Annotated in this window: 24 protein-coding genes; 8 read left to right on the plus strand and 16 right to left on the minus strand. The window is 64.0% G+C overall.

Translation table 11 applies throughout. From position 1 onward, the window contains the following. Positions 1-110: 110 nt before the first annotated feature. From V5E28_RS32395 to V5E28_RS32430, 8 genes are all read right to left on the minus strand, one after another. A complete protein-coding gene (locus V5E28_RS32395; protein WP_336212601.1) occupies positions 111-1,352 on the minus strand; it encodes a site-specific integrase in 1,242 nt (413 codons plus the stop codon). After that, positions 1,352-1,534 carry a helix-turn-helix domain-containing protein gene (locus tag V5E28_RS32400; RefSeq protein WP_336212602.1) on the minus strand — a complete coding sequence of 61 codons (183 nt, stop codon included), beginning with the start codon at positions 1,532-1,534 and terminating at the stop codon, positions 1,352-1,354. The genes V5E28_RS32395 and V5E28_RS32400 overlap by 1 nt, the downstream gene beginning before the upstream one ends. Then, positions 1,524-2,864 (minus strand): replication initiator, encoded by a 1,341-nt coding sequence (locus V5E28_RS32405; RefSeq protein WP_442945901.1) that lies wholly within the window; start codon positions 2,862-2,864, stop codon positions 1,524-1,526. The genes V5E28_RS32400 and V5E28_RS32405 overlap by 11 nt, the downstream gene beginning before the upstream one ends. A gap of 135 nt (positions 2,865-2,999) precedes the next feature. Continuing rightward, positions 3,000-3,122 (minus strand): hypothetical protein, encoded by a 123-nt coding sequence (locus tag V5E28_RS32410; protein WP_336212605.1) that lies wholly within the window; start codon positions 3,120-3,122, stop codon positions 3,000-3,002. 2 nt (positions 3,123-3,124) lie between these two features. Further along, positions 3,125-3,286, minus strand: a complete 162-nt coding sequence (locus V5E28_RS32415; protein ID WP_336212606.1) for a hypothetical protein — start codon at positions 3,284-3,286, stop codon at positions 3,125-3,127. Positions 3,287-3,307: 21 nt separating this feature from the next. Beyond that, positions 3,308-3,949 carry a DUF2637 domain-containing protein gene (locus V5E28_RS32420; protein WP_336212607.1) on the minus strand — a complete coding sequence of 214 codons (642 nt, stop codon included), beginning with the start codon at positions 3,947-3,949 and terminating at the stop codon, positions 3,308-3,310. 19 nt (positions 3,950-3,968) lie between these two features. Further along, positions 3,969-5,288, minus strand: coding sequence for an FtsK/SpoIIIE domain-containing protein (locus tag V5E28_RS32425; protein ID WP_336212608.1), 1,320 nt, complete (start codon positions 5,286-5,288; stop codon positions 3,969-3,971). Further along, positions 5,281-5,610, minus strand: coding sequence for an SCO3933 family regulatory protein (locus V5E28_RS32430; protein ID WP_336212609.1), 330 nt, complete (start codon positions 5,608-5,610; stop codon positions 5,281-5,283). The genes V5E28_RS32425 and V5E28_RS32430 overlap by 8 nt, the downstream gene beginning before the upstream one ends. A gap of 109 nt (positions 5,611-5,719) precedes the next feature. On the opposite strand from V5E28_RS32430, the gene V5E28_RS32435 reads away from it, so the two are divergent. Further along, the gene (locus V5E28_RS32435; protein ID WP_336212611.1) at positions 5,720-6,097 is read left to right on the plus strand and encodes a winged helix-turn-helix domain-containing protein; all 378 of its coding nucleotides are present in this window, start codon (positions 5,720-5,722) and stop codon (positions 6,095-6,097) included. On the opposite strand, the gene V5E28_RS32440 is transcribed toward V5E28_RS32435, so the two are convergent. Further along, the gene (locus V5E28_RS32440) at positions 6,057-6,248 is read right to left on the minus strand and encodes a hypothetical protein (RefSeq protein ID WP_336212613.1); all 192 of its coding nucleotides are present in this window, start codon (positions 6,246-6,248) and stop codon (positions 6,057-6,059) included. The genes V5E28_RS32435 and V5E28_RS32440 overlap by 41 nt on opposite strands. Continuing rightward, on the minus strand, positions 6,245-6,454 hold the full coding sequence (locus tag V5E28_RS32445; RefSeq protein ID WP_336212615.1) for a hypothetical protein: 210 nt from the start codon (positions 6,452-6,454) through the stop codon (positions 6,245-6,247). Before V5E28_RS32445 ends, V5E28_RS32440 begins: the two co-directional genes overlap by 4 nt. A 149-nt stretch (positions 6,455-6,603) precedes the next feature. Here V5E28_RS32445 and V5E28_RS32450 point away from each other — a divergent pair, with 149 nt between their 5' ends. Next, complete coding sequence (locus tag V5E28_RS32450) at positions 6,604-7,344, plus strand: helix-turn-helix domain-containing protein (protein ID WP_336212616.1); 741 nt, start codon at positions 6,604-6,606, stop codon at positions 7,342-7,344. Positions 7,345-7,348: 4 nt separating this feature from the next. Then, positions 7,349-7,825: an NUDIX hydrolase gene (locus tag V5E28_RS32455; protein ID WP_336212618.1), complete on the plus strand. Its 477-nt coding sequence runs from the start codon at positions 7,349-7,351 to the stop codon at positions 7,823-7,825. On the opposite strand, the gene V5E28_RS32460 is transcribed toward V5E28_RS32455, so the two are convergent. From V5E28_RS32460 to V5E28_RS32470, 3 genes are all read right to left on the minus strand, one after another. Beyond that, the gene (locus tag V5E28_RS32460) at positions 7,793-8,359 is read right to left on the minus strand and encodes an HD domain-containing protein (protein WP_336212619.1); all 567 of its coding nucleotides are present in this window, start codon (positions 8,357-8,359) and stop codon (positions 7,793-7,795) included. The genes V5E28_RS32455 and V5E28_RS32460 overlap by 33 nt on opposite strands. Positions 8,360-8,426: 67 nt before the next feature. Next, complete coding sequence (locus V5E28_RS32465; protein ID WP_336212620.1) at positions 8,427-8,879, minus strand: GntR family transcriptional regulator; 453 nt, start codon at positions 8,877-8,879, stop codon at positions 8,427-8,429. Positions 8,880-8,884: 5 nt separating this feature from the next. Continuing rightward, positions 8,885-9,238, minus strand: a complete 354-nt coding sequence (locus V5E28_RS32470; protein WP_336212621.1) for a hypothetical protein — start codon at positions 9,236-9,238, stop codon at positions 8,885-8,887. 155 nt (positions 9,239-9,393) lie between these two features. On the opposite strand from V5E28_RS32470, the gene V5E28_RS32475 reads away from it, so the two are divergent. Further along, positions 9,394-10,122, plus strand: coding sequence for an XRE family transcriptional regulator (locus V5E28_RS32475; protein WP_336212623.1), 729 nt, complete (start codon positions 9,394-9,396; stop codon positions 10,120-10,122). 404 nt (positions 10,123-10,526) lie between these two features. Here V5E28_RS32475 and V5E28_RS32480 read toward each other — a convergent pair whose 3' ends face one another. Continuing rightward, positions 10,527-11,834, minus strand: coding sequence for a hypothetical protein (locus tag V5E28_RS32480; protein ID WP_336212624.1), 1,308 nt, complete (start codon positions 11,832-11,834; stop codon positions 10,527-10,529). An 880-nt stretch (positions 11,835-12,714) separates the two neighbouring features. Between V5E28_RS32480 and V5E28_RS32485 the strand changes: the two genes are divergently transcribed. Further along, positions 12,715-12,954 (plus strand): hypothetical protein, encoded by a 240-nt coding sequence (locus V5E28_RS32485; RefSeq protein WP_336212625.1) that lies wholly within the window; start codon positions 12,715-12,717, stop codon positions 12,952-12,954. Positions 12,955-13,141: 187 nt separating this feature from the next. Here the strand turns inward: V5E28_RS32485 and V5E28_RS49700 are convergent, their stop codons facing one another. Together V5E28_RS49700 and V5E28_RS32490 are read right to left on the minus strand one after the other, a co-directional pair. Beyond that, positions 13,142-13,933, minus strand: a complete 792-nt coding sequence (locus tag V5E28_RS49700) for a hypothetical protein (protein WP_442945900.1) — start codon at positions 13,931-13,933, stop codon at positions 13,142-13,144. A gap of 3 nt (positions 13,934-13,936) precedes the next feature. Continuing rightward, positions 13,937-15,604, minus strand: coding sequence for a reverse transcriptase domain-containing protein (locus tag V5E28_RS32490; protein ID WP_336212627.1), 1,668 nt, complete (start codon positions 15,602-15,604; stop codon positions 13,937-13,939). A 302-nt stretch (positions 15,605-15,906) separates the two neighbouring features. Between V5E28_RS32490 and V5E28_RS49705 the strand changes: the two genes are divergently transcribed. The 3 genes from V5E28_RS49705 (at position 15,907) to V5E28_RS32500 (ending at position 18,387) form a co-directional block, all read left to right on the plus strand. Continuing rightward, positions 15,907-16,032 (plus strand): transposase, encoded by a 126-nt coding sequence (locus V5E28_RS49705; RefSeq protein WP_442945902.1) that lies wholly within the window; start codon positions 15,907-15,909, stop codon positions 16,030-16,032. 709 nt (positions 16,033-16,741) lie between these two features. Beyond that, entirely contained in the window at positions 16,742-18,001 is a 1,260-nt protein-coding gene (locus V5E28_RS32495; protein WP_336212634.1) for an IS256 family transposase, read from the plus strand. Further along, positions 17,998-18,387 carry a hypothetical protein gene (locus V5E28_RS32500; RefSeq protein WP_336212628.1) on the plus strand — a complete coding sequence of 130 codons (390 nt, stop codon included), beginning with the start codon at positions 17,998-18,000 and terminating at the stop codon, positions 18,385-18,387. The genes V5E28_RS32495 and V5E28_RS32500 overlap by 4 nt, the downstream gene beginning before the upstream one ends. Positions 18,388-18,687 lie beyond the last annotated feature (300 nt).

The raw sequence follows: 18,687 nt of genomic DNA on the forward strand, positions 1-18,687 counted from the left end.
TATCGCGGTGGCCAGTTCGGTATAGCCTTTCGGCTATGGCTAGAAGTGGTGCATGGGTAAAGGCCCTTTGGGGCGATCCCAAAGGGCCTTTGTGGCAACGGGTTAATGAGCTATGCCTTGGCTTGACGGTCGAGGCTCTGATTGAGCCGGTCGAGCGCTTTGCGCGTCTCGGGGCTCGGGATCTGGGTGTAGACGTCCATGGTCATTGAGATCTGCGAGTGCCGCAGGATGCGCATCGCGACGCGCGGGTGTACGTCGAGGGCGGCCAGCAGCGAGGCGCAAGTGTGCCGGGTGTCGTGGACGCGGATTCGAGGGACACCCGCGTTGCGGCAGTGGGTTTCGAAGGCGCGGTTGAAGTTGCGCGGTTCGATCGGCGTGCCCGTCCGCGTGGTGAAGGTTAGGTCGGAGGGCTTCCATCTGTCTCCGGCCGTCTTGCGTGCCTCGTCCTGGACGCGTTGACGGTGGCGGAGAGCTGAGACGCAGAGGCCGAACAGGGGTAGGGAGGCCGTCGAGTCGTCCGTCTTGGTGGTCTCGCGGTGGAGAAGCCGGCCGCTGACTCTGGTGAGTTGACGGGAGATCCAGAGCTGTTCGCCGCCGAGGTCTACGCAGTCCCAGGCCAGGCCGAGGACTTCCCCACGGCGCAGGCCCAGGACGAGGATGAGGACGTAGGCCGCATAGAGCGGGTCGTCGACCTCTCGGAGATGCTCCAGAAACCTACGGGCCTCGTCGACCGTCCACGCCGTGTGCTGGCGCTTCTTCTTGGTCGTACTGGGGCTGGGCAGCGTGGTCAGTGACGCGACGTTCTTCGAGACCATTTCTTCCCGCAGGGCGTGACCGAGGGCGGAGCGCAGGACGCGACGGATGCCCGCGATGGTGCTTCGGGACGGGTAGCCCTTGCAGCACTTGCCGAGGGAGCAGCACCGCCGTTTGTGCGCGGGCCGCCGATGGTCCTTCTTCTGGTCGCAGCAGGTACAGAGGGTGGGCAGGGTGTTCAGCCAGGTCTGTACGTCGCGGACGGTCAGCTTGTCCAGGCGCTTCTTGCCCAGGCCGGGGACGATGTAGAGCCGGACGAGTGGCTCGTAGGCGACGTAGGTGGTCGGCTCTCGGTTGGGTTTGATCACTTCTTCCAGCCAGCGGGACAGGAAGGCGGCCAAGGCGGGGTTCTTGGTGGGCACTGGTCCTTTGCGGGACTGCTCGTGGAGTTTGAGCCATTTCTCGTGGGTCTCCTCGCGGGTCTTGCCGTACGCCCACTTGCGGGTCCTCTTGCCCTCGGGAGTGGTGACCCAGACGTAGCCCGCCCAGCCGTCCTTATAGGGGAAGATCGAGCCTTCCCCATTGGAGCGCTTGCCCATCAGGACACCTCCTCACAGAGCCGGGTCACGTAGGTGTCGAGGGCTGAGGCGGGAATGCGGCGGCAGCGCTCTCCGACGACGATCGAGGCGACCTCCCCGGAGCGGATGAGGTTGTAGAGGGTCCAGCGACTGACCTTGAGAACGGCCATCGCTTCGGGAACGGTTAGAAGCTCACAGCTCATAAGGACTCCGTTCGAGGCGGGTCCCGGTGAGGGCGGCGGCGAGGAGCGCGTCCCCGAATGAGTGGCCTTTGCCTGCGTACTCCCATTCGCTGATGACGAGGACGGTGTCCTCCTCGAAGAGAGGGAGGCGGCCGGTGGTGATGTCGGTGTCGCGGGCGTGGTGTTCTCTTGCGGCGCGGAGTTGGCCGAGGGTGGTGGAGTAGCGGCGGGAGCGGGTGGAGAAGTGGCCGCGGAATCCGAGCATGTGGGCCCAGTCCGCAAGCCGCAGTTCGGCCAGCTCGTCGAGGGCGCCGAGGTGCATGCAGGTGGTGATGAGGCGGCGGGCGTGGTCGCGGAGGTTGAAGGCTTCCAGGTTGTCGAGGGGGTTGATGCGGCGGTCGAGGGTGCCGACGCATTCGGCGGCTTTGGTGGCGTACTTGGCGATGTAGCCGGCCACGGCTTGCTCGGTGAGATCGCCGTTCAGAGTGATGGGCCGGATGTCGAGCTGAGAACCCCAGCGCAGGGTGCGCTCTGGCTGGTCGTCGTGAGCGGGTGCGGTGGCCGAGACCGCTTGGGCGGCGTGCTGGACGGCTTGGGTGAGGGCGTCGGCGGTGGCCCAGGTCGGGGGAGTCGTAGCGGGTCCGTCGGGGCCGTCGAGGCGGATGACGGCGTGGAAGTGGACGACGCCGCGCCGCTGGTATTCGGCGACCTTGGCGAAGGACAGTGTCAGGTGGTGGCGGAGGTTTTTGAGGGCCAGGCCGCCGGTCTTGGCGAGGTGGCGGCGGACGGAGTCGGCGAAGCGCTTCCACAGCAGCGGCGCGAGGGCGTTGAACAGGACGGAGCCGGTGTAGTCGTAGCAGTCGGGGCAGAGCGGTTCGCCGAGGCGCGGGTCGTCCTTGCTGTGCCGTTCGGTGCAGGACATCACGTGGCCGTGCGGGCAGGTCTCGGCGTTGCGGCGGGCGTGACACGGCTGCACCTTGCCGTTGTGCTCGCGGCGGGTGTGGACGGTGCCGAAGGACGGAGCGGTCAGGGTGACGAACAGCGTCGGATGTCCGGTGACGGTGTCGGGGACGCCCTTGCCGCCGATGAGACCGGCGCGGATGAGGTGGTAGGTGTCGGCGCGGTAGGTCTCGGCGCAGGCGGGGCAGCGGGAGGCGCGGCGGGTCTTGCACGGCACCCGTAGTACGCCGTCGGGCTCGTGCTTGGTGGTGTAGCGGTGCAGGAGTTGGCCGGTGGCCTGGTCGTAGTGGTCGACCTTGCCGCGTAGGTGGATGGGTTGTCGGCAGCCGCCGGTGGCGCGGATCTGGGATGCCCAGCGGTCGTAGTCGGCCCGGTTGAGGCGCTTGATCATGCCGGTGATGGCGTGCGCGTTGGCAGGAGTTGCGGGCAAGATGGAGACCTCCTCTCACTCGTTCGGGTGATGGGGATGGCCCCCGACCTGGCGTGTGTCTTGGCGGATGTACGGCCAGGCCGGGGGCGCTGCGCGTTATGCGCCGTGGTTGTCGATGCCGGTGCCGTCGCAGTCGGCGCACCGGTCGCCTTCGGAGTGCAGGCCGGTACCACCGCAGGTGCAGCAGCGGTAGTGGATCATCGGCAGGTCATCGGGCATGGTCACCTTCTTTCGCTAGGGCGGGTGGTGAGGTAGACGCGCCAGTGGTGGGGACGGGCGCGGTCGGGGTAGGCGCGGGAGACGGCGTAGACGGTGAAGTGCAGGCGCAGGCGGAACAGGGCGTCGACGATTTCGGCGCGGGTGCCGTCGATGCGGATGCGCATGGTCGTTGCCCTCCTTTCTGGTCAGGCGGTAGGCAGGGCGCGCAGCAGGTCTGCGGCGAGTTGGTCGGATACGCCGAGGTGGGTGCGGAGTGTGTCGCGGGTGATCGGTCGACCGTGTTTGGCGTGGTGGTTGTCGGCGACGCGGCGGGCGTAGTCGACGAGCGCCGGGGCCAGGCCGTCGCCCGGGGTGTCGTTGTCCAGGCGGAGGAGCTCAGGGACCGGGACCGAGGCCAGGACGGGCGCGGGCGTGGGCGAGGCGGCCGGTGCTGGAGGCGGTTCGGGGTGGGTGGCGCGGCGTTCCAGCATCGAGACGGCGATGAGGAAGGCGGCGGCCGGGGTGGCGGCGGTGATCCAGCCCCAGACGGTGGGGGCGGCTTGGGCGAGGTTGGCGGCCAGGGACAGGATGATGCCGCCGGTCAGGACGAGGACGGGCCAGGTGATGCGGCCTTGCCGGCCTTTGCCGGTCTTCTTGTCGCGTTGGCGTTCACGGGCGGCCATGACGCAGGTCAGGTCGATGCAGACGGCGACGGCCCAGGACATCCAGCCGGTTTGGCCGTGCTCGGTGGCGGTGTCGCGGATGTGGGTGAACGATCCGGCACCCGCGATGACGGCCAGGACGAGAACCGGGCCGGTGTCGAGCAGTCGGCAGGCCAAGCGTCGCATCGGTGCCCTCCTCTCGGGTTCAGGCGTTGGCGTGTTCGGTCAGGTGGGCGGTGATCTCGTCCCAGGACGGGGCGAGGTGCGCGTGGGTGTGGGCGGCGTGTTCGGCGGTGGCGTCGGTGACGTAGAAGGAGCGGGCGCGGTACCACTGACCGTCCTGTGAGGCGACGATGGCGACGCCGGGTGTCTCGGCGGCGATGGCGCGGGCGGAGACGAGGGCGGCCGGGTCGAGGTCGCCGAGGGTCATGGTCGCGGTTTCGGGGTCGTTGACCCGGTGGCAGATCCGCCCGGAGCATTGGGCGCGCAGGGCGGTGACGCCGGGGCCGAGGTCGGAGCCGATCCTTTGTCCGCAGCAGAACAGGTAGATGCCGAACGCCCGCCCGAGTTGCGCCACCCGCAGCAGGGCGGTGGAGGTTTTGGCGATCTCGTCTTTCTCAGACTTGTCGGCCATCAGGTAGAGCTCGGCCAGCTCGTCGACCAGGACCACGACCGGCACGGGCCGGATGGCGGGCGGGAGTTGCCAGATGTTGCGGGCAGACGCCTGGCGGCACAACCCCATCCGGTCGATCATCAGCCCGACCAGATCGGCCAGCAGGCCGACCGATTCGGCGCGCGAGGTGGCCAGCGCCGACAGTCGGGGCGCGTATGGGGTGAACTCCACGCCGCCCTTGAGGTCGAAGCCGACCAGCGCCACGGGTTGCGGCGCGAGTCCGACGATGAGCGCATTGGCCAAGTTCGACTTGCCGGACTGAGTCGCGCCCGCGTTGAGCCAGTGCGGCACCGTACGGAAGTCGATCACCCAGGGTTTGCCGGTCTCCAACTGCCCGACCGTCACCTTGAGCAGCTCAGGTGAGGGCGGGAGCTGGTCGACCTTGACCAGCGGGTCGCGCATGGTCGCCATCAGCACGACGCGGCCGGGGCGGGGTGAGGAGACGCGGATCGCGTGCACGCCCCAGGAGTGCGCCAGGCGTTCGGCGGCGTCGGCGTAGTCGCCGGGGGTTTGGCCTTCCAGCGTCCACAGGGAGACGCGCCAGCCGTGCCGGGTCGGTTTGGGCAGCCACATGAACGGTTTGGTGTCGACGGCCACCCGCTGGAAGCGGCGGCGTACCTTCACCAGCCCGGTGGAGGCGACCGCGCCGGGGGTGAGGGTGAACCACCAGCGTTGCCGCTTCTTGGTCAGTCCACAGCCGAGGGCGACCCGCCGCCAGGACGCCCGGACCGAGGCAGCGGTGAGCGGGAAGCCGAGCGCCAGCCAGAACGAGGGGTAGTGGAAGCGGCGCCAGGCCCACAGCCCCGCCGCGACAGCGGCGAGGGCTGCGAGCACGAACAGCGCGTCAGACATCGGCGGCCTCCCGGACAGGGAGCAGCGCCGTGGCGCGGTAGGCGATGCCCCACCGGCCGGAGATCTCCCATACGTAGCCGAGCAGGCCGACGGCGGTGACCTGGTCGCCGGTGGTGATGGGTGGCTCTCCGGTGGTGCCGATCTTGACGAGTTCGATCCGGCCGAACTCGTCTTCTACCGAGACGGTGACCTCGTAGACGGTGTTGCCGTTCTTGTCGGTTTTGATCTCGCCGGTGTCGCGGTTGAGGACGCGCGGGCGCGGGGCTTTGACGCAGGTGATGGCGAGTTTGCTGACATCCACGGGGATGGGGACGGAACGCATGGGTTGTGACCTCCTCTTTCGTCGCTGCCAACATAGTTAACCTAGTTGGCTTGGTTGTCCATGTTCTCTCGGTTGGCTTGGTCGAACTTTCGTGGTGAGATTGAGGGCGATGGTCAAGAACACCGGCCGGCCGGGCTACCTGCAGATCGCCGACGATCTCCGCGCGCAGATCCGCGGCGGCTCTCTGGCGCCCGGAACTCCGTTGCCGTCCACGGCCAAGCTCGCCGAGCAGTACGGCGCGTCGCTGTCGGTGGTGAAGCTGGCCGTCGGTGTCCTGCGTACCGAGGGCCTGGTGATCGGCCAGCAGGGCAAGGGCGTGTTCGTCCGCGACGCCGACGAGGTCCAGGCCGCCGACAACCCCCAGACTGCCGGCGACGAGCTGGCCGACCTGCGCGCCACCGTGCACGACCTGTCCGTACGCCTGGCGAAGGTCGAGGAGCAGTTGGCTACGTCCACGACACCCCGCCCCGGACGTAGCAGCCGGTAACCTTCCGCGCCAGCGACGCCGACGCACCCGACGGGCTGCGGCGCAGGCTGAGCCGCTTGTCCTCACGGCGGATGCCGACCAGCACCGTCACGTACCCGACCAGCAGCGCGACGCCGAGCACTCCGGCGATGATCAGCGGGATCGTGGTCATGACCAGATCACCCCCGCCCCGGCCAGGCCGCGAGGAGCGCGCGGGGGACGGCGGGTCTCACTCCGCCGCTGGCCGTCGCGGTTGCGCTTGGCCGCCTGCTTCTTGATCCAGCGCTCACGGGCCAGGCACTTACGGCAGCGGGTCTGTCCCTGCTCCAGGCGTGCGGTGCACGCGCAGGTGGGCTCCGGGTAGATCTCCTCAGTCATGTGATCACCTCTCCTCTCGGTCGGTTGTTCTTGCTTGCGAACCGAGAATGCTGCGGAGAGTCAGGACGAGATCACTACACGACGGGACATGTTCAAGACGTCCGGCCTACGATGGCCAGGTCCCCGGACGTCCCCTTGAAGCGGGTGAGATGGCCAACGAACGACTACGCGCGGCCCTGCTACAGAAAGGCGTGTCCATCGCCGATCTGGCCGAGGCCATCGAAGTCGACCCCAAAACCGTCGAGCGATGGGTCACCAAGGGACGCGAGCCGTACCGAAAACACCGCTTCGCCACCGCTTCGTACCTGGGAGTGGACGAGGCGTACCTGTGGCCGGACGCGCTCAGCCCCGAACAGGTGACGTCTGCCTCGCAGAGCGAGATCATCGCGATCCACCCGCACCGGTGGGCGGTGCCCCGGGACATCTGGGGACGACTGTTCGGTGCGGCGTCAGAAGAGATCGGCGTCCTGGCCTTCAGCGGGTTGTTCCTCGCCGACGACGGGGGCATGGTGCGGCTGTTCGCCGACAAAGCGCGGGCCGGTGTGCGAGTGCGCATCCTGCTGGGTGACCCGGATTCGGCCGAGGTGGCGCAGCGCGGAGCCGATGAGGGCGTGGGCGAGAGCATGGCGGCGCAGATCCGCAGCGCGCTGGTGTTCTACCGGCCGATCACCGGCCTGGAGAACGTCGAGATCCGGTTGCACCGTACGGTGCTGTACAACTCGATCTACCGCGCCGACGACGAGTTCCTGATCAACATGCACGTGTACGGCACCCGCGCCGGCAACGCGCCGGTCCTGCACCTACGGAGGGTGGCCGGCGGCGACATGGTCGCCACATACGCCGACAGCTTCGAGAAGGTGTGGGCGCAGGCGATCCCGGTGGAGTCCTAAAGGCATGGCGCGGCGAATCGACTTCGATCATGACCCGAACGCGCCCAAGGCCAACAGCCTGGTCCCGTCGGTGAACGTCGTGGTCACCAACGAGCGCGGCGAGGTGCTGATGATCCAGCGCTCCGACAACGACAACTGGGCGTTGCCCGGCGGGGCCATCGACCTGGGGGAGTCGCTGCCGCAGGCGGGCGTAAGGGAGACGCTGGAGGAGACCGGCATCCTGTGTGAGATCACTGGCCTGGTCGGCACCTACACCGACCCCGGACACGTGATCCTCTACACCAGCAACGGCGAGGCCCGACAGGAGTTCTCCATCGTGCTCACCGGCCGCGCGGTGTCCGGAGCTCCGGCCGTCAGCGCGGAGTCTCTACAGGTGCGGTGGGTGCCACGCGATGAGGTCCTGTCGCTGCCGATGGCCGCATCGATGCGGATGCGGATCGAGCACTACCTAGCCGGCATCGGCCTGCCGTACATCGGATAGCGCGGCCTCCACCGCCCGCACCGACGACACGATGCACGGTGTGGCATCGGTGATCGAACGGCTGACCACATGCTCGGGACCGTACCGGGAGTGGATCTCGGCCAGCCGGTCGCGTACGTCCAGGTGCTTGCCGTCCGGGCTGGTGGTCATGTCGCAGTAGGTCAGCGCCCGAGCCAGATCGGGCCGCTCCTGGTCGAACTCCTCGGCCAGCACGTCGAACATGTCCCGTTGCCGAGCCTCGTTGTCCGCGCACGAGTGGTAGGCCACCAGGCGGCACAGCCGCTCATCGGCCTGGGCGACGTCGCGCAGGTAGCGGGCGCCGTCGAGCTGGTGCATGCCAGTGTCGACCAAATCCGGGGCGTACCCAATGTCATGCAGCAGGCACGCGGCGATCAGGGTGTCAGTGTCCGCGCCGAGGATCGGGGCCAGGGTCTCGGCCTGGTCGGCGACTCCCTGGGTGTGCGCCCAGCGCCGGGGCAATGTCGTCTTCAGCAGATCCTTGGCCAGGCCGTAGGCCCATTCAACTTGTCCCACGAGGTTCACGATAGGCAGCACGGGCAGGGGCGAAGCCAGAGGGGCAGGCGAGACGTCCCAGGACGTCTCAATTCCGGACGAAGCGCCCCCGCCCGTGCTCGGCCACGATCAACCCGTCGCGCTCCAGCACGGCCAGGGCCTGGCGCACCGTGTTACGCGAGGCCGAGAACCGGCGGCGTAGCTCGGCCTCGCTGGGCAACGCGGCACCAGGTGCCAGGATGCCGCTTTCGATCTGCTCACGCAGGCTTGCGGCGATCTGCTGGTAGCGGTACGGGGCCGCGCCGCTGTCGGCAGCCACCACGCGGCCCTTGGACGGGACAGTGACCAGGAGTCCTTCGCCCTCCAGGAGCGCCAGGCCGCGCCGTACCGTGTTGCGCGCCACCCCGAACCTGCGGCACAGCTCCGCCTCAGACGGCAGCACCGAGCCCGGCGCGAATTCGCCCGCGACGATCTGTTCACGGATGCGGGCGGCGATCTGCGGGTAGACCAGTCCGCCCGTCAGCCATCGGCCGCCGGACATAAGGGTCAGCCGCGGTAAGCGTCGAGGATCTTGTCCAGGTCGACCTTGAGATCGCCCTGCTCACCGTCGTGCCAGCCATCTTCGGCGGCCTGCTCGATCCGGTCCACCGCGTGGGCCATCTGCAGGAACGACACCCGCTCGTCGTCCTGGTCGCCCCAGTAGAACCAGCAGAACGACAGGTGGACGAACACCCGCCGCATCCGGCACCGGCTGTCGATCACGTCCAGCGCCGGACGGCCGTCCTGGGTGCCGACGAGCACCGCCGCGATATCGCGCGCGTTCAGCTGCTCGCCCAGCGCGGTCAGCAGCCGCTCGGTGTAGGCCCGTTGCTGCTCCTTGACGGTCTGGCTCGCCTGCATCCTGGTCCTCCCTGACATTCATGCCCGGTCGTTGTGTGCGTCGAGCGTCGCCCCACGGCCAGGGGCAGGAACACCACAACTTGGGGACGTCTCGGGACGTCTGATGTTAACGTCGCAGCACAAGGGTCAACTCGCGAGAGGAACAGGCCGGCCACATGAACGACAACCTCCGCTACGCACTGGCCGCCGCCCGCCTCAACACCACCGATGTCGCCGCCGCCCTGGCCGTCGACCCCAAAACCGTCAGCCGATGGCTTCACGGGCGCGTGCCCTATCCGCGCCACCGGTGGGCCGTCGCCGACCTGCTCCACGTCGACGAAGCCGAGCTATGGCCCGAGGTTGCGCCACGACACCAGGCACTCGCCGACGGCATACAGGCCATCTACCCACACCGCTGGGCCATCCCACAGACGGTCTGGCGCAACCTCTTCGGCGGAGCCAGGCGAGAGATCGGCATCCTGGCCTACAGCGCGCTGTTCCTCGCCGAGGACCGGGGCATCCTCGACACCCTCACCGACCGCGCCAAGGCCGGCGTCACGGTGCGCATACTGCTCGGCGACCCCGAGGGGCAGGAGGTGGCTGCACGTGGCGTCGACGAGGGAATCGGAGCCAAGGTCATGGCAGCGCGGGTCAACAACGCGCTCACGCTGTACCGGTCCCTGCGAGACGTCCCAAGCGTCGAGATCCGCCTACACCGGACCGTGCTCTACAACTCCATCTACCGCGCCGATCGAGAACTGCTGGTCAACACCCACGCCTACGGCACACCAGCCGCCAACGCCCCCGTCATGCACCTATCGCACACCGACGACCGAGGACCGGCAGCCACCTACCTCAGCAGCATGGCCCGCATTTGGAACATCGCCCAGCCCTGCCCCAAATAGCTCATAGACACCCATAGTTACAGCTACGGGCAGCCCAGAAAGCAACTTATCTCCTCGTCATCAAGGGCAGCCCGCCTGCGGCGGCCTGCCGCGCATCGGGCGGTCGCTGGCCGCGCTGCGGCTCTCCGGCCGGTCGCGGCCAGCACCGCCCACGCGCGAGGAGCACCGTGCAACCGACTCCACACGAAGGATCACTGGCAGGCCCGAAGGAAGTTCCTCTACACCAGGCCCGCCAAGCCGAACCCCAGCGGAGGGGGCAGGACATCCATAACCTACCGACGTATCCGCACTGGTCAAGAGTCCTCTGGACTTATTAGCGTCACTAACTCTGTAGATCGTCCTATGCTGCGATGTGAGCGAACTCGGCGGTCAGCGCCAAGCCGTGCATTCTCTAAGCCTTCGAGTTAGTTCGCACGTAGAGTAAGACCGCGATGCATCCAGCAGCGTTGCAGCCATTGCTCTACACGTGCTTCAGTCCCGTCAACTCCCGCATATGGAAGAACGCTTTCGAATGCAGCTGCAAGCGAAGGGTGATATGCCCGAGTTAGGTAGCTGATCTCGGAGCCAAAGGCATATGCGATTTCGTTCAGAGTGCCACCGCGGGCCGTGTGCTCTGCATGTGCGTCGTCCTGATTCTGGATTGCGGACAGTGCGGCGCGTGCGTTGGCTAGCGTAGCGGGCAGTGACGTATGAGAGAATTCTCCAAGGCTACGATTCAAAATCGATAGACGGCGCCACCCGGCGGTGTCAATCCAATCCCGGGTGCTCGTTCGGCTCCCGCGCGCTTCAATGTTCTCCGCCTTCTCCGGCTTTACACGCCATACCCTAAGTCTTGCCGTCTGATCAACCACAGTACGTGCCAGAACCATGGAGCGATCGTCGTCTTCGAGCCAGAGCCAGAATGCTGCTCGCAGAGCACTAGAAGCCACCGTCAAAGCATCCGATACCGGCCCATCGATCCACGACGCCAAAATGGCGGCAGTTTCGTTCAGCCATATATAAGCAAGTTCTCGTTGAGCCAGGTCCTTGGGGGCGAAACGATCCCCCAAGTGTTGCCTCTCCGCCTCGAATGCTCTGATGGCGGTTGATGCTGCACGACCTCGCCGGGACGCAAATGCCTCTAGGCTCCTTGCCGAGTAAACCAGTTCCCTGGTCTTCTGTCCTGATGCCAGCTTCTCTACATCAGATAGGTGTGCAGCACCGTAGCGGGCTACAGCTTCACCCATGCTGGAGAGCATCTCCAGATTCAACGGCCAAACGGCGGTCGGACTGTCCCCCATCCTCACTTCCGAAGGAAGGGAAAGAGGCATCTCCAGAAGTGGATGATAAGAGTTGGCTACAGATCCCAAGTTCCGCGTAAGACTTACTACGCCAAGGAGAACTTGACGCAAGGAAAGCTCGGTCGCTGTAAGCGAATGCAAGAATATTTCCCTGCTTGCTCCGATTCGTTGAGGATCGGCTAGGTCAATGCTTTCCCAGCGCGCAGAATCAAGCAATGGTCCGCGACCATGTAGAAGTTCAGAGAGTGAGGTCCAGACAGTACCCGCCGGCACCTTCGGGCCCTCTGGCATCCATATCGTCGTGTAGTGTTCGGACGTAGAAACCCCATCTTCCTGTTCAATGCCATTGGAGACAATGCGATTGTAGCTCCATCGCTCAATTTGCGTTCGCGCGACAGCCGCCGCTCCAAGCGGGTTGGATGCCAGGAGCATGCGCGAAACCTGACACGCGCTATCTAATCCCCACCGTAGTTGCCCAAGCCAGCCACCTGCCGGATCTGAAGGCGGCTCAGTAAAGCGAACTCCCATCCGCCACAAGAAGGCGTCGAGCGGATATATGACGTGAAGCGATTCTGCAATCGGTTCACTCAATGGCGTGAGGTTGTGACGAACGTTGCTCCACCGCTGGTTGTGTCGTGATATTAGAGCTTCAACTATTCCTGCATGACCCCGCGTTTCGGCCGCTCGCGTGTAACCTGCCGGCGTTGGTGGTACTTGCTTGCCACGGCTCTCTGCCTGCGCAGCCTTCACTCTCTCCCCGTACTCGGGATCAGTACGGCGACGAAGCTTCTCTCTGCTCTTCCTGCCCACAGCCGCCAGTTTGCCTTGATGCAGCTTGGGCGTGCGACCCATTTCCGACTATTGCGCGCGCATGCCGAGCGCAGTTCTGAGAGGGCTCTCTCACTACGGAGCAGGGACTGAGCGTAGCAACGTCGCTTACGGCATTAGTCCAACCGCACAACCTTCACGCGGACCCTCGATGGCCTTGAGAGGCCACGAGCACGCCAAAGCGGTTGGCTCAGGTCATGAGCATCGCTGACTTCGGTGCCCCTCTCACTGGCTGGCCACCCGGTGGCAAGGCCCCTCCTCCGTCGGGCCATGGCTGAGGTGACAGCAGCGCTGATAGCAACGTCCCCACACGCCGACGCATCCACGGCACCGTCCAATACGCTCTCTACCACAGCTTCGATCGTCCGAGCAGTGTGATTGCTCCGCCTGGCTCGAAAATGGGTGAGTTCGTGGGCAGGCGGCAGCGAACCTCGTCTCCGGTCTTCGGTGAGGTTGGCGCGGTGGGGTGTGGTCAGGCGGCTGGTTGCAGGGTGACGGTTTTGCCGGTGAGGCGTTCGAGCTGACGGATGAGGTCGCGTTCGCGGCGTTGGGTGGCGATGCGGGACTGGTAGAAGTCCGGGCCGAGGTTGTGGTAGCGGGCGTCAGGGTCGGACAGCAGGTGCCAGACGATGGTCAGGACGGAGTTGCCGAGGGCGACGATGGCGCGTTTTCGTCCGCGCCGTCATGCCACGCAGGGCGTGCGCGCAGCCACATCAAAGACTGAAAAGCGAAAAGCCAGGCTGCCGCGCCGCTTCCGGTGCTCGGGCCTGGCGGCCCTGCGCTCCGGGTCGGCTTGCCACCGGATTCGCAGGTGCTGTACGTCGTGTGTGAAGGGTGATGGTGGTGAGGTGCGATGGAGGGAATCGGTTCGTTGCCGGCACGGTCGTCAACTATTAAGCGAGCACCCTGCCCTAGACAATCCATCTGGCAGTTTCGGCTATCACGAGACTCTGATCCTTGCCAGGTATGGCACCGCGACGCCTAATTGTTTCCTCTGAAACCCATATGATATCCGAGCTTTCGTTGCCTATCAATTTCTCAATTTCGAGCTCCTGCGATTCCGTAAGCAGTAGGACGTATATGTCCGATATCAATATCTCTAGCGATTGCGCATGGTCGCTATGGCGCAAAGGGTGATAAGTCCGAGTAACGAAATCGTGGTAGATGAAAGGAAAATTCTGGCTAGAAATAATTCCTGGCTTAACAAGTTCCTCATAGAATTCGCGCCAAGGGGAAGTTTCCCGCGAGACGCCTGACTCAAACCACCGTACAAAATCAATCAGGCGTCGCATGGGAATGCGTATGCGCAGGTCGTGTTCGCTGACATCGTCCAAAGAGATTAGATCGTCGTCTGTTGCCTCAATTCTATTGAGAAATTCTCTGGCACTTGACGAAGACTTGTAGACTCCACCCACAGGTTGATATTGAGGAAAACGTCTGCCCTTTATCAAGAGATAATTTCCTCGGATCTTAATGCGGAAAAGGTAGGCAGCTGATATACGTACCCGACTGCCACGGTATCTAAAAATATAGAAGAAGAAGCGTATATATCTTAGGTTTGTAAGCGCACTATCCAACAGTGCTAGGAGCACAGCCGCAGAGAATCCGCCGATGATTCCAAACCATTGATTGTTTGGATCTATGATAAGGAGTAGGATGCTTCCGGTGATCAGAAGGGCGAGGTATATAGCTGCGCGCTTCACCTGTCAGATCCCCGCCAATAGTGACGAGTCTATAAGTGAGGGCAACTGCTGCGCCGTTGCCAGATAAGCTGACGTCCTCACGAGCGCTGGCCCTTTCTGCTTCAAGACCATGTGATCAACTGGGCTTAGGTTGCCAGTCCACGCAAGAGCGGTAGCATACCCTCTAAGGAGAGTAACGTCCCTCTCTTCCCGCATCTGAGATCGAATCCAGGATATGTCGTAACGTTTCCCCCCTCGCGCCATTACCACTGCCGCCACAGCGCGCAAATAGGCGGGTTGGTTTTTGTCGCGTACGGTTAGGCGTGCCTGATGAGCCCATCCCTCGGGCATGATACCGCGTCTTTCTAGCATGACAGCGAAGAGCCAAGTAACAAGGTAGGTGGAGTGTACTCGTGACGAGTCACTCAAAAAACGGGAAATACCGTTTACAGTAATTTGTCGATGCACGAAGTGCTTCAGATAGGCAGCTACTACGCTGGCGACAGGCGCGAGATCTTCCAAACGCTTCAAGGTCAAGCCGAGCACAGTGTATTCGCGAATTTTAGATAGCCTCCAGAGACTGAATCGGACATCCCTCTGGTCAATGTGTCCGTCATCCTTCAGCGCGGTCCTCAATATCTTCTTCAACTCTCGGCGCGCAGGACGAAGCGCGCGAATTTCAAAGAAGTACTGTGCCGCATCACGCTCAGGATGGGCCCCATCCTCTTGAGCATCCTTACCTTCCAGCAGACTCGTTTTAGCGGAGCTGACAATTAGCCCCCGCCTACGACACTCCTTCTCAAAAAGTCGTAGGCCTGAGATAACTTCCATCTTACTTCCGCCGACAATTCTGATGTCGTCCAGATATCTGGAGTAATTGAATCCGGCTGCAAGCATCGCCTCATCGATGGGAATCATATACATATTTCCTAGAACGCGCGATGCGCTGGGTCCTTGCGGTATTCCCCTGCCGGGTACGATGGCCCAGGTAGATAGCATCCAACTAAGTGCATCAACAATCTTCTTGTCCTCTGCAAAAGAGGCTATATCGGCCATGAGCAGATCATGTGGGATGGTGTCAAAGAAGCCGGTGAGGTCACTTTTAATGAGCCAGGGCCCCTTTGCAGCGACCTCTGCCCTGACACGCTCTTTCCAAAGCACCCACTGCTTTGTTCCTTGCTTCAGGAACCATTTGGTAGAGTTAGAAAGCCGTGCGGAGTAAACTACTTCCGGTAGGGCGGACTCAATTGCCGGGGAAATTGCTGCAACGACCGCCTGGTACGCTACTCGGTCCTCAATAGTGAGCAGTACTGCGCTTCTTGTGAAGAAGGGCGTCTTTGCCACAGCTACTTCAGTAATGGGGTCAGCCGCCGCCTTGAGGAGACGCTCTGAAGCGGTAGATATGAGTTCGCGTGGTTCGACAAGGTAGTCCTTAAATCGCAACACGTCAGGAACCCATAGCTCCTTCAGGTCTGTCGCTTGGATATGCCGAAGGGCTGTCGTCAAATCTACATCTGAGTGCGGATCGGCCACAATAGTTTTTCGTTTAGGCTTGGCAAGCCCTTCGCCTTCAATAAGCCATTGTTTGCCGCTTTTTATTGCTGGCAATTGCCCTCGTGCCGCCATTTTGCGGACGGCACTAACGGTTAGGTCGAGTCGAAGCGCTGCCTCTTCAACCGTTAGAAGTTCCAATTTTCCTCATGAGGGGAAGATTCTTGAGGTTGAACAGTGTAGCAATATTCCATTCCGTAGTTCCATCCTTACACCGAATTGTGACCTATGGAGTATCTCTCGCAGAGAGGTCATTGAGCCCTTCCGTTTTGAATCGTCGGTACTCTGCAAGAGGGTGTCTGAAAGGGCCGACGAGTCATGCTGACAGGGTGTCGGGCCCCGAGCGATGGTCCTTTGGCGTCCGTAGCAACCGGTTTGTCTGACCCGAGCGGGAACTGCTCGCCCCGCTGATTCCTGCTTCCAGACCAGGTGGCCGGCCTGCCATCCATGAGCGTCGGGAGATCGTGAATGCGCTGGCGTACTGGGTACGGGCAGGCTGTGCATGGTGGCTGCTGCCCCACGACATGTCGCCGCGGCGTGTCAGTTGTGATCGCTTGCCTGTGGCGTGAGGCTGGCGATGACTCCTGGCGGGTGGGCGCGAGCAACTACCGGGACGGCGTGAGCGATCCAGACGGGGCGGTGTACCTGTTTTGCAAGGCTCGTTGATCCGGCTTCGGAGGCGTTCCAGCGGTTCGCGGAGGACTAATACGAGGTGTCTGTGGATTTTGACGCGGTGCGGCTCATCTACGCCCTCCTCCGCTGATGCAGGCGATGGTCACCGCACTGAACGCTGACCTTCCCGTGGAAGATCTCGCCGGCAGCCTTGCGGTAGCCCGGTTTCCGGCCGGTACCAGTTGAGAGCCAGCGCCCTCTCCCAGCGCGAACTGGGTGGCAACAGCGCTGAAGCTTATTGGCGGAGTGCTGTACAGCAGCTCGTACAGCAACACCGCCTCACGCGATCACATGACATCAACCCATATCCGCCGCTGTAGCAGGGGAAGAGGCCGCTGACGAGGCACATGCCCTTCCCTACGGATCAGAAGGTTACGGGTTCGACTCCTGTCGGCCGCGCTCACTCGCAAGGCCCGCCACCAGGGAAATCCTGGAGCGGGCCTTTGTGTTTGTCAGGACGATCTCGGGATCTTGCTAACGAGCAATGATCGAAATCTGTGGATCTGCCGGGAAGGGGTGTACCTTCCCGGATCATCCGATGTGGTTTCGAGATAAGGCCGACGCGCCAACGTCGGTCGGGAAGGCACACCCGTGCCGCTTACCGTAGTGCCCGAGCCGCCTGCTGACGACCATGGCCCGACGCCGGATTCGGCTTCGCTGATCGATCAGATCGTCCGCGAGGGCGCCCGCAAGATGCTGGCCGCCGCGCTGCAGGCCGAGGTGGACGCCTACATCGCCGCCTTCGCCGATGAGCGCGACGACAACGGCCGCCGCCTGGTCGTGCGCAACGGCTCCCACCTCCCGCGCGAGATCCTCACCGCAGCCGGCGCGATCGAGGTCACCGCCCCGCGGGTCAACGACAAGCGCATCGATGAGGCCACGGGCGAGCGCCGGCGCTTCTCCTCGGCGATCCTGCCGGCCTGGGCCCGCAAGACCCCGCAGATCACCGAGGTGCTACCGCTGCTCTACCTGCACGGCCTGTCCAGCGGCGACTTCGTGCCCGCGCTGGGACAGTTCCTCGGCTCCAGCGCTGGCCTGTCCGCGCCGGTCATCACCAGGCTCACCGAGCAGTGGAAGGCCGAGCAGCGCGCCTTCGCCGCCCGCGACCTGTCCGGCCTCGACTACGTCTACCTGTGGGTCGACGGCATCCACGTCAACATCCGGCTGGAAGAACACAAGCTGTGCCTGCTGGTGATGATCGGCGTGCGCGCCGACGGCCGCAAAGAACTCGTCGCGCTCACCGACGGCTACCGCGAGTCCACCGAGTCATGGGCCGATCTGCTGCGCGACTGCAAAAGGCGCGGGATGCGCGCCCCGGTGCTGGCCATCGGCGACGGCGCGCTCGGGTTCTGGTCGGCGCTGCGGGAGGTGTTTCCGCAGGCCAAGGAGCAGAGGTGCTGGTTTCACAAAATCTCAAACGTGCTGGGGGCGCTGCCGAAGTCGGCCCATCCTGCCGCCAAGAAGCACCTGGCCGAGATCTGGAACGCCGAGGACAAGGAGCACGCCCAGGCCGCGGTGAAGGATTTCCAGGCCGCCTACGGCGCCAAGTACCCCAAGGCCGTCGCCAAAGTGGTCGACGACCTGGATGAGTTGCTCGCCTTCTACGACTACCCCGCCGAGCACTGGGTGCATCTGCGCACGACCAACCCGATTGAGTCCACCTTTGCCACCGTCCGGCACCGGACCAAAGTCACCAAAGGACCCGGGTCTCGCGCTGCCGGGCTCGCGATGGCCTTCAAATTGATCGAGTCGGCCCAGGTCCGCTGGCGCGCGGTCAACGCACCCCACCTCGTCGCCCTGGTCCGTGTCGGCGCGACCTTCGTGCATGGCCAACTTGTTGAACGACCAGCGGAGACGGCTGCATGAGCACGCCATCTCATCCCACCGGCAGGGAACGGGAATGGCCCACCGACAAGCTGAACGCATTGCGCCTCGGCCAGCGATTGGTCACCGAGGTCCCACCCTCCCGACCTGGTCGGCGAGCATTCATCGATGTCACGCCGGTCACCACTCCAGCCGACATCCAAGCCCACCAGCAGGGGTGGAAACGAGCCGACCATTCCCGCACGTTCCGCCTGCAACACTGGGACTACGACGCCGACCGCATCAACGGCTTCGACTACGACATCGACGCCGTTCTGGTCAGAGGCACGACGGTTGACAGCGAGTCAGAGCTGACTACAACGCTCGAAGCATGGCACCTGCGCCCTGAGCAACTTCTCTACCCTTGGCAGACCGACGACCCCAAGTAGCCACCCCAGGCGAGGGGAAAACAACTCATCCACAGGTATTGACTATTTCTCTTGCTAACAGCGTGGCTCCCTCTGGTCGCCGATGGCCTGGGCGAAGACGTCCGCCGCCGACGCTTCCGCCGCACGGATCACGTGGGCGTACACGCGGAGGGTGATCGACGGGTCGGCATGACCGAGGCGGGCGGCGACGACGTGGACGGTGTGGGAGGGGCGTGCGCACGCGCCTTCCACAGCCGGGGCCTGATGGGCACCGGCTCGGTCGGAAGGGTGTGCTGATCTCCGACGAGACCGGGTCCATCT

The sequence above is a fragment of the Nonomuraea sp. LPB2021202275-12-8 genome (assembly GCF_037044575.1).
GTDB lineage: Bacteria > Actinomycetota > Actinomycetes > Streptosporangiales > Streptosporangiaceae > Nonomuraea.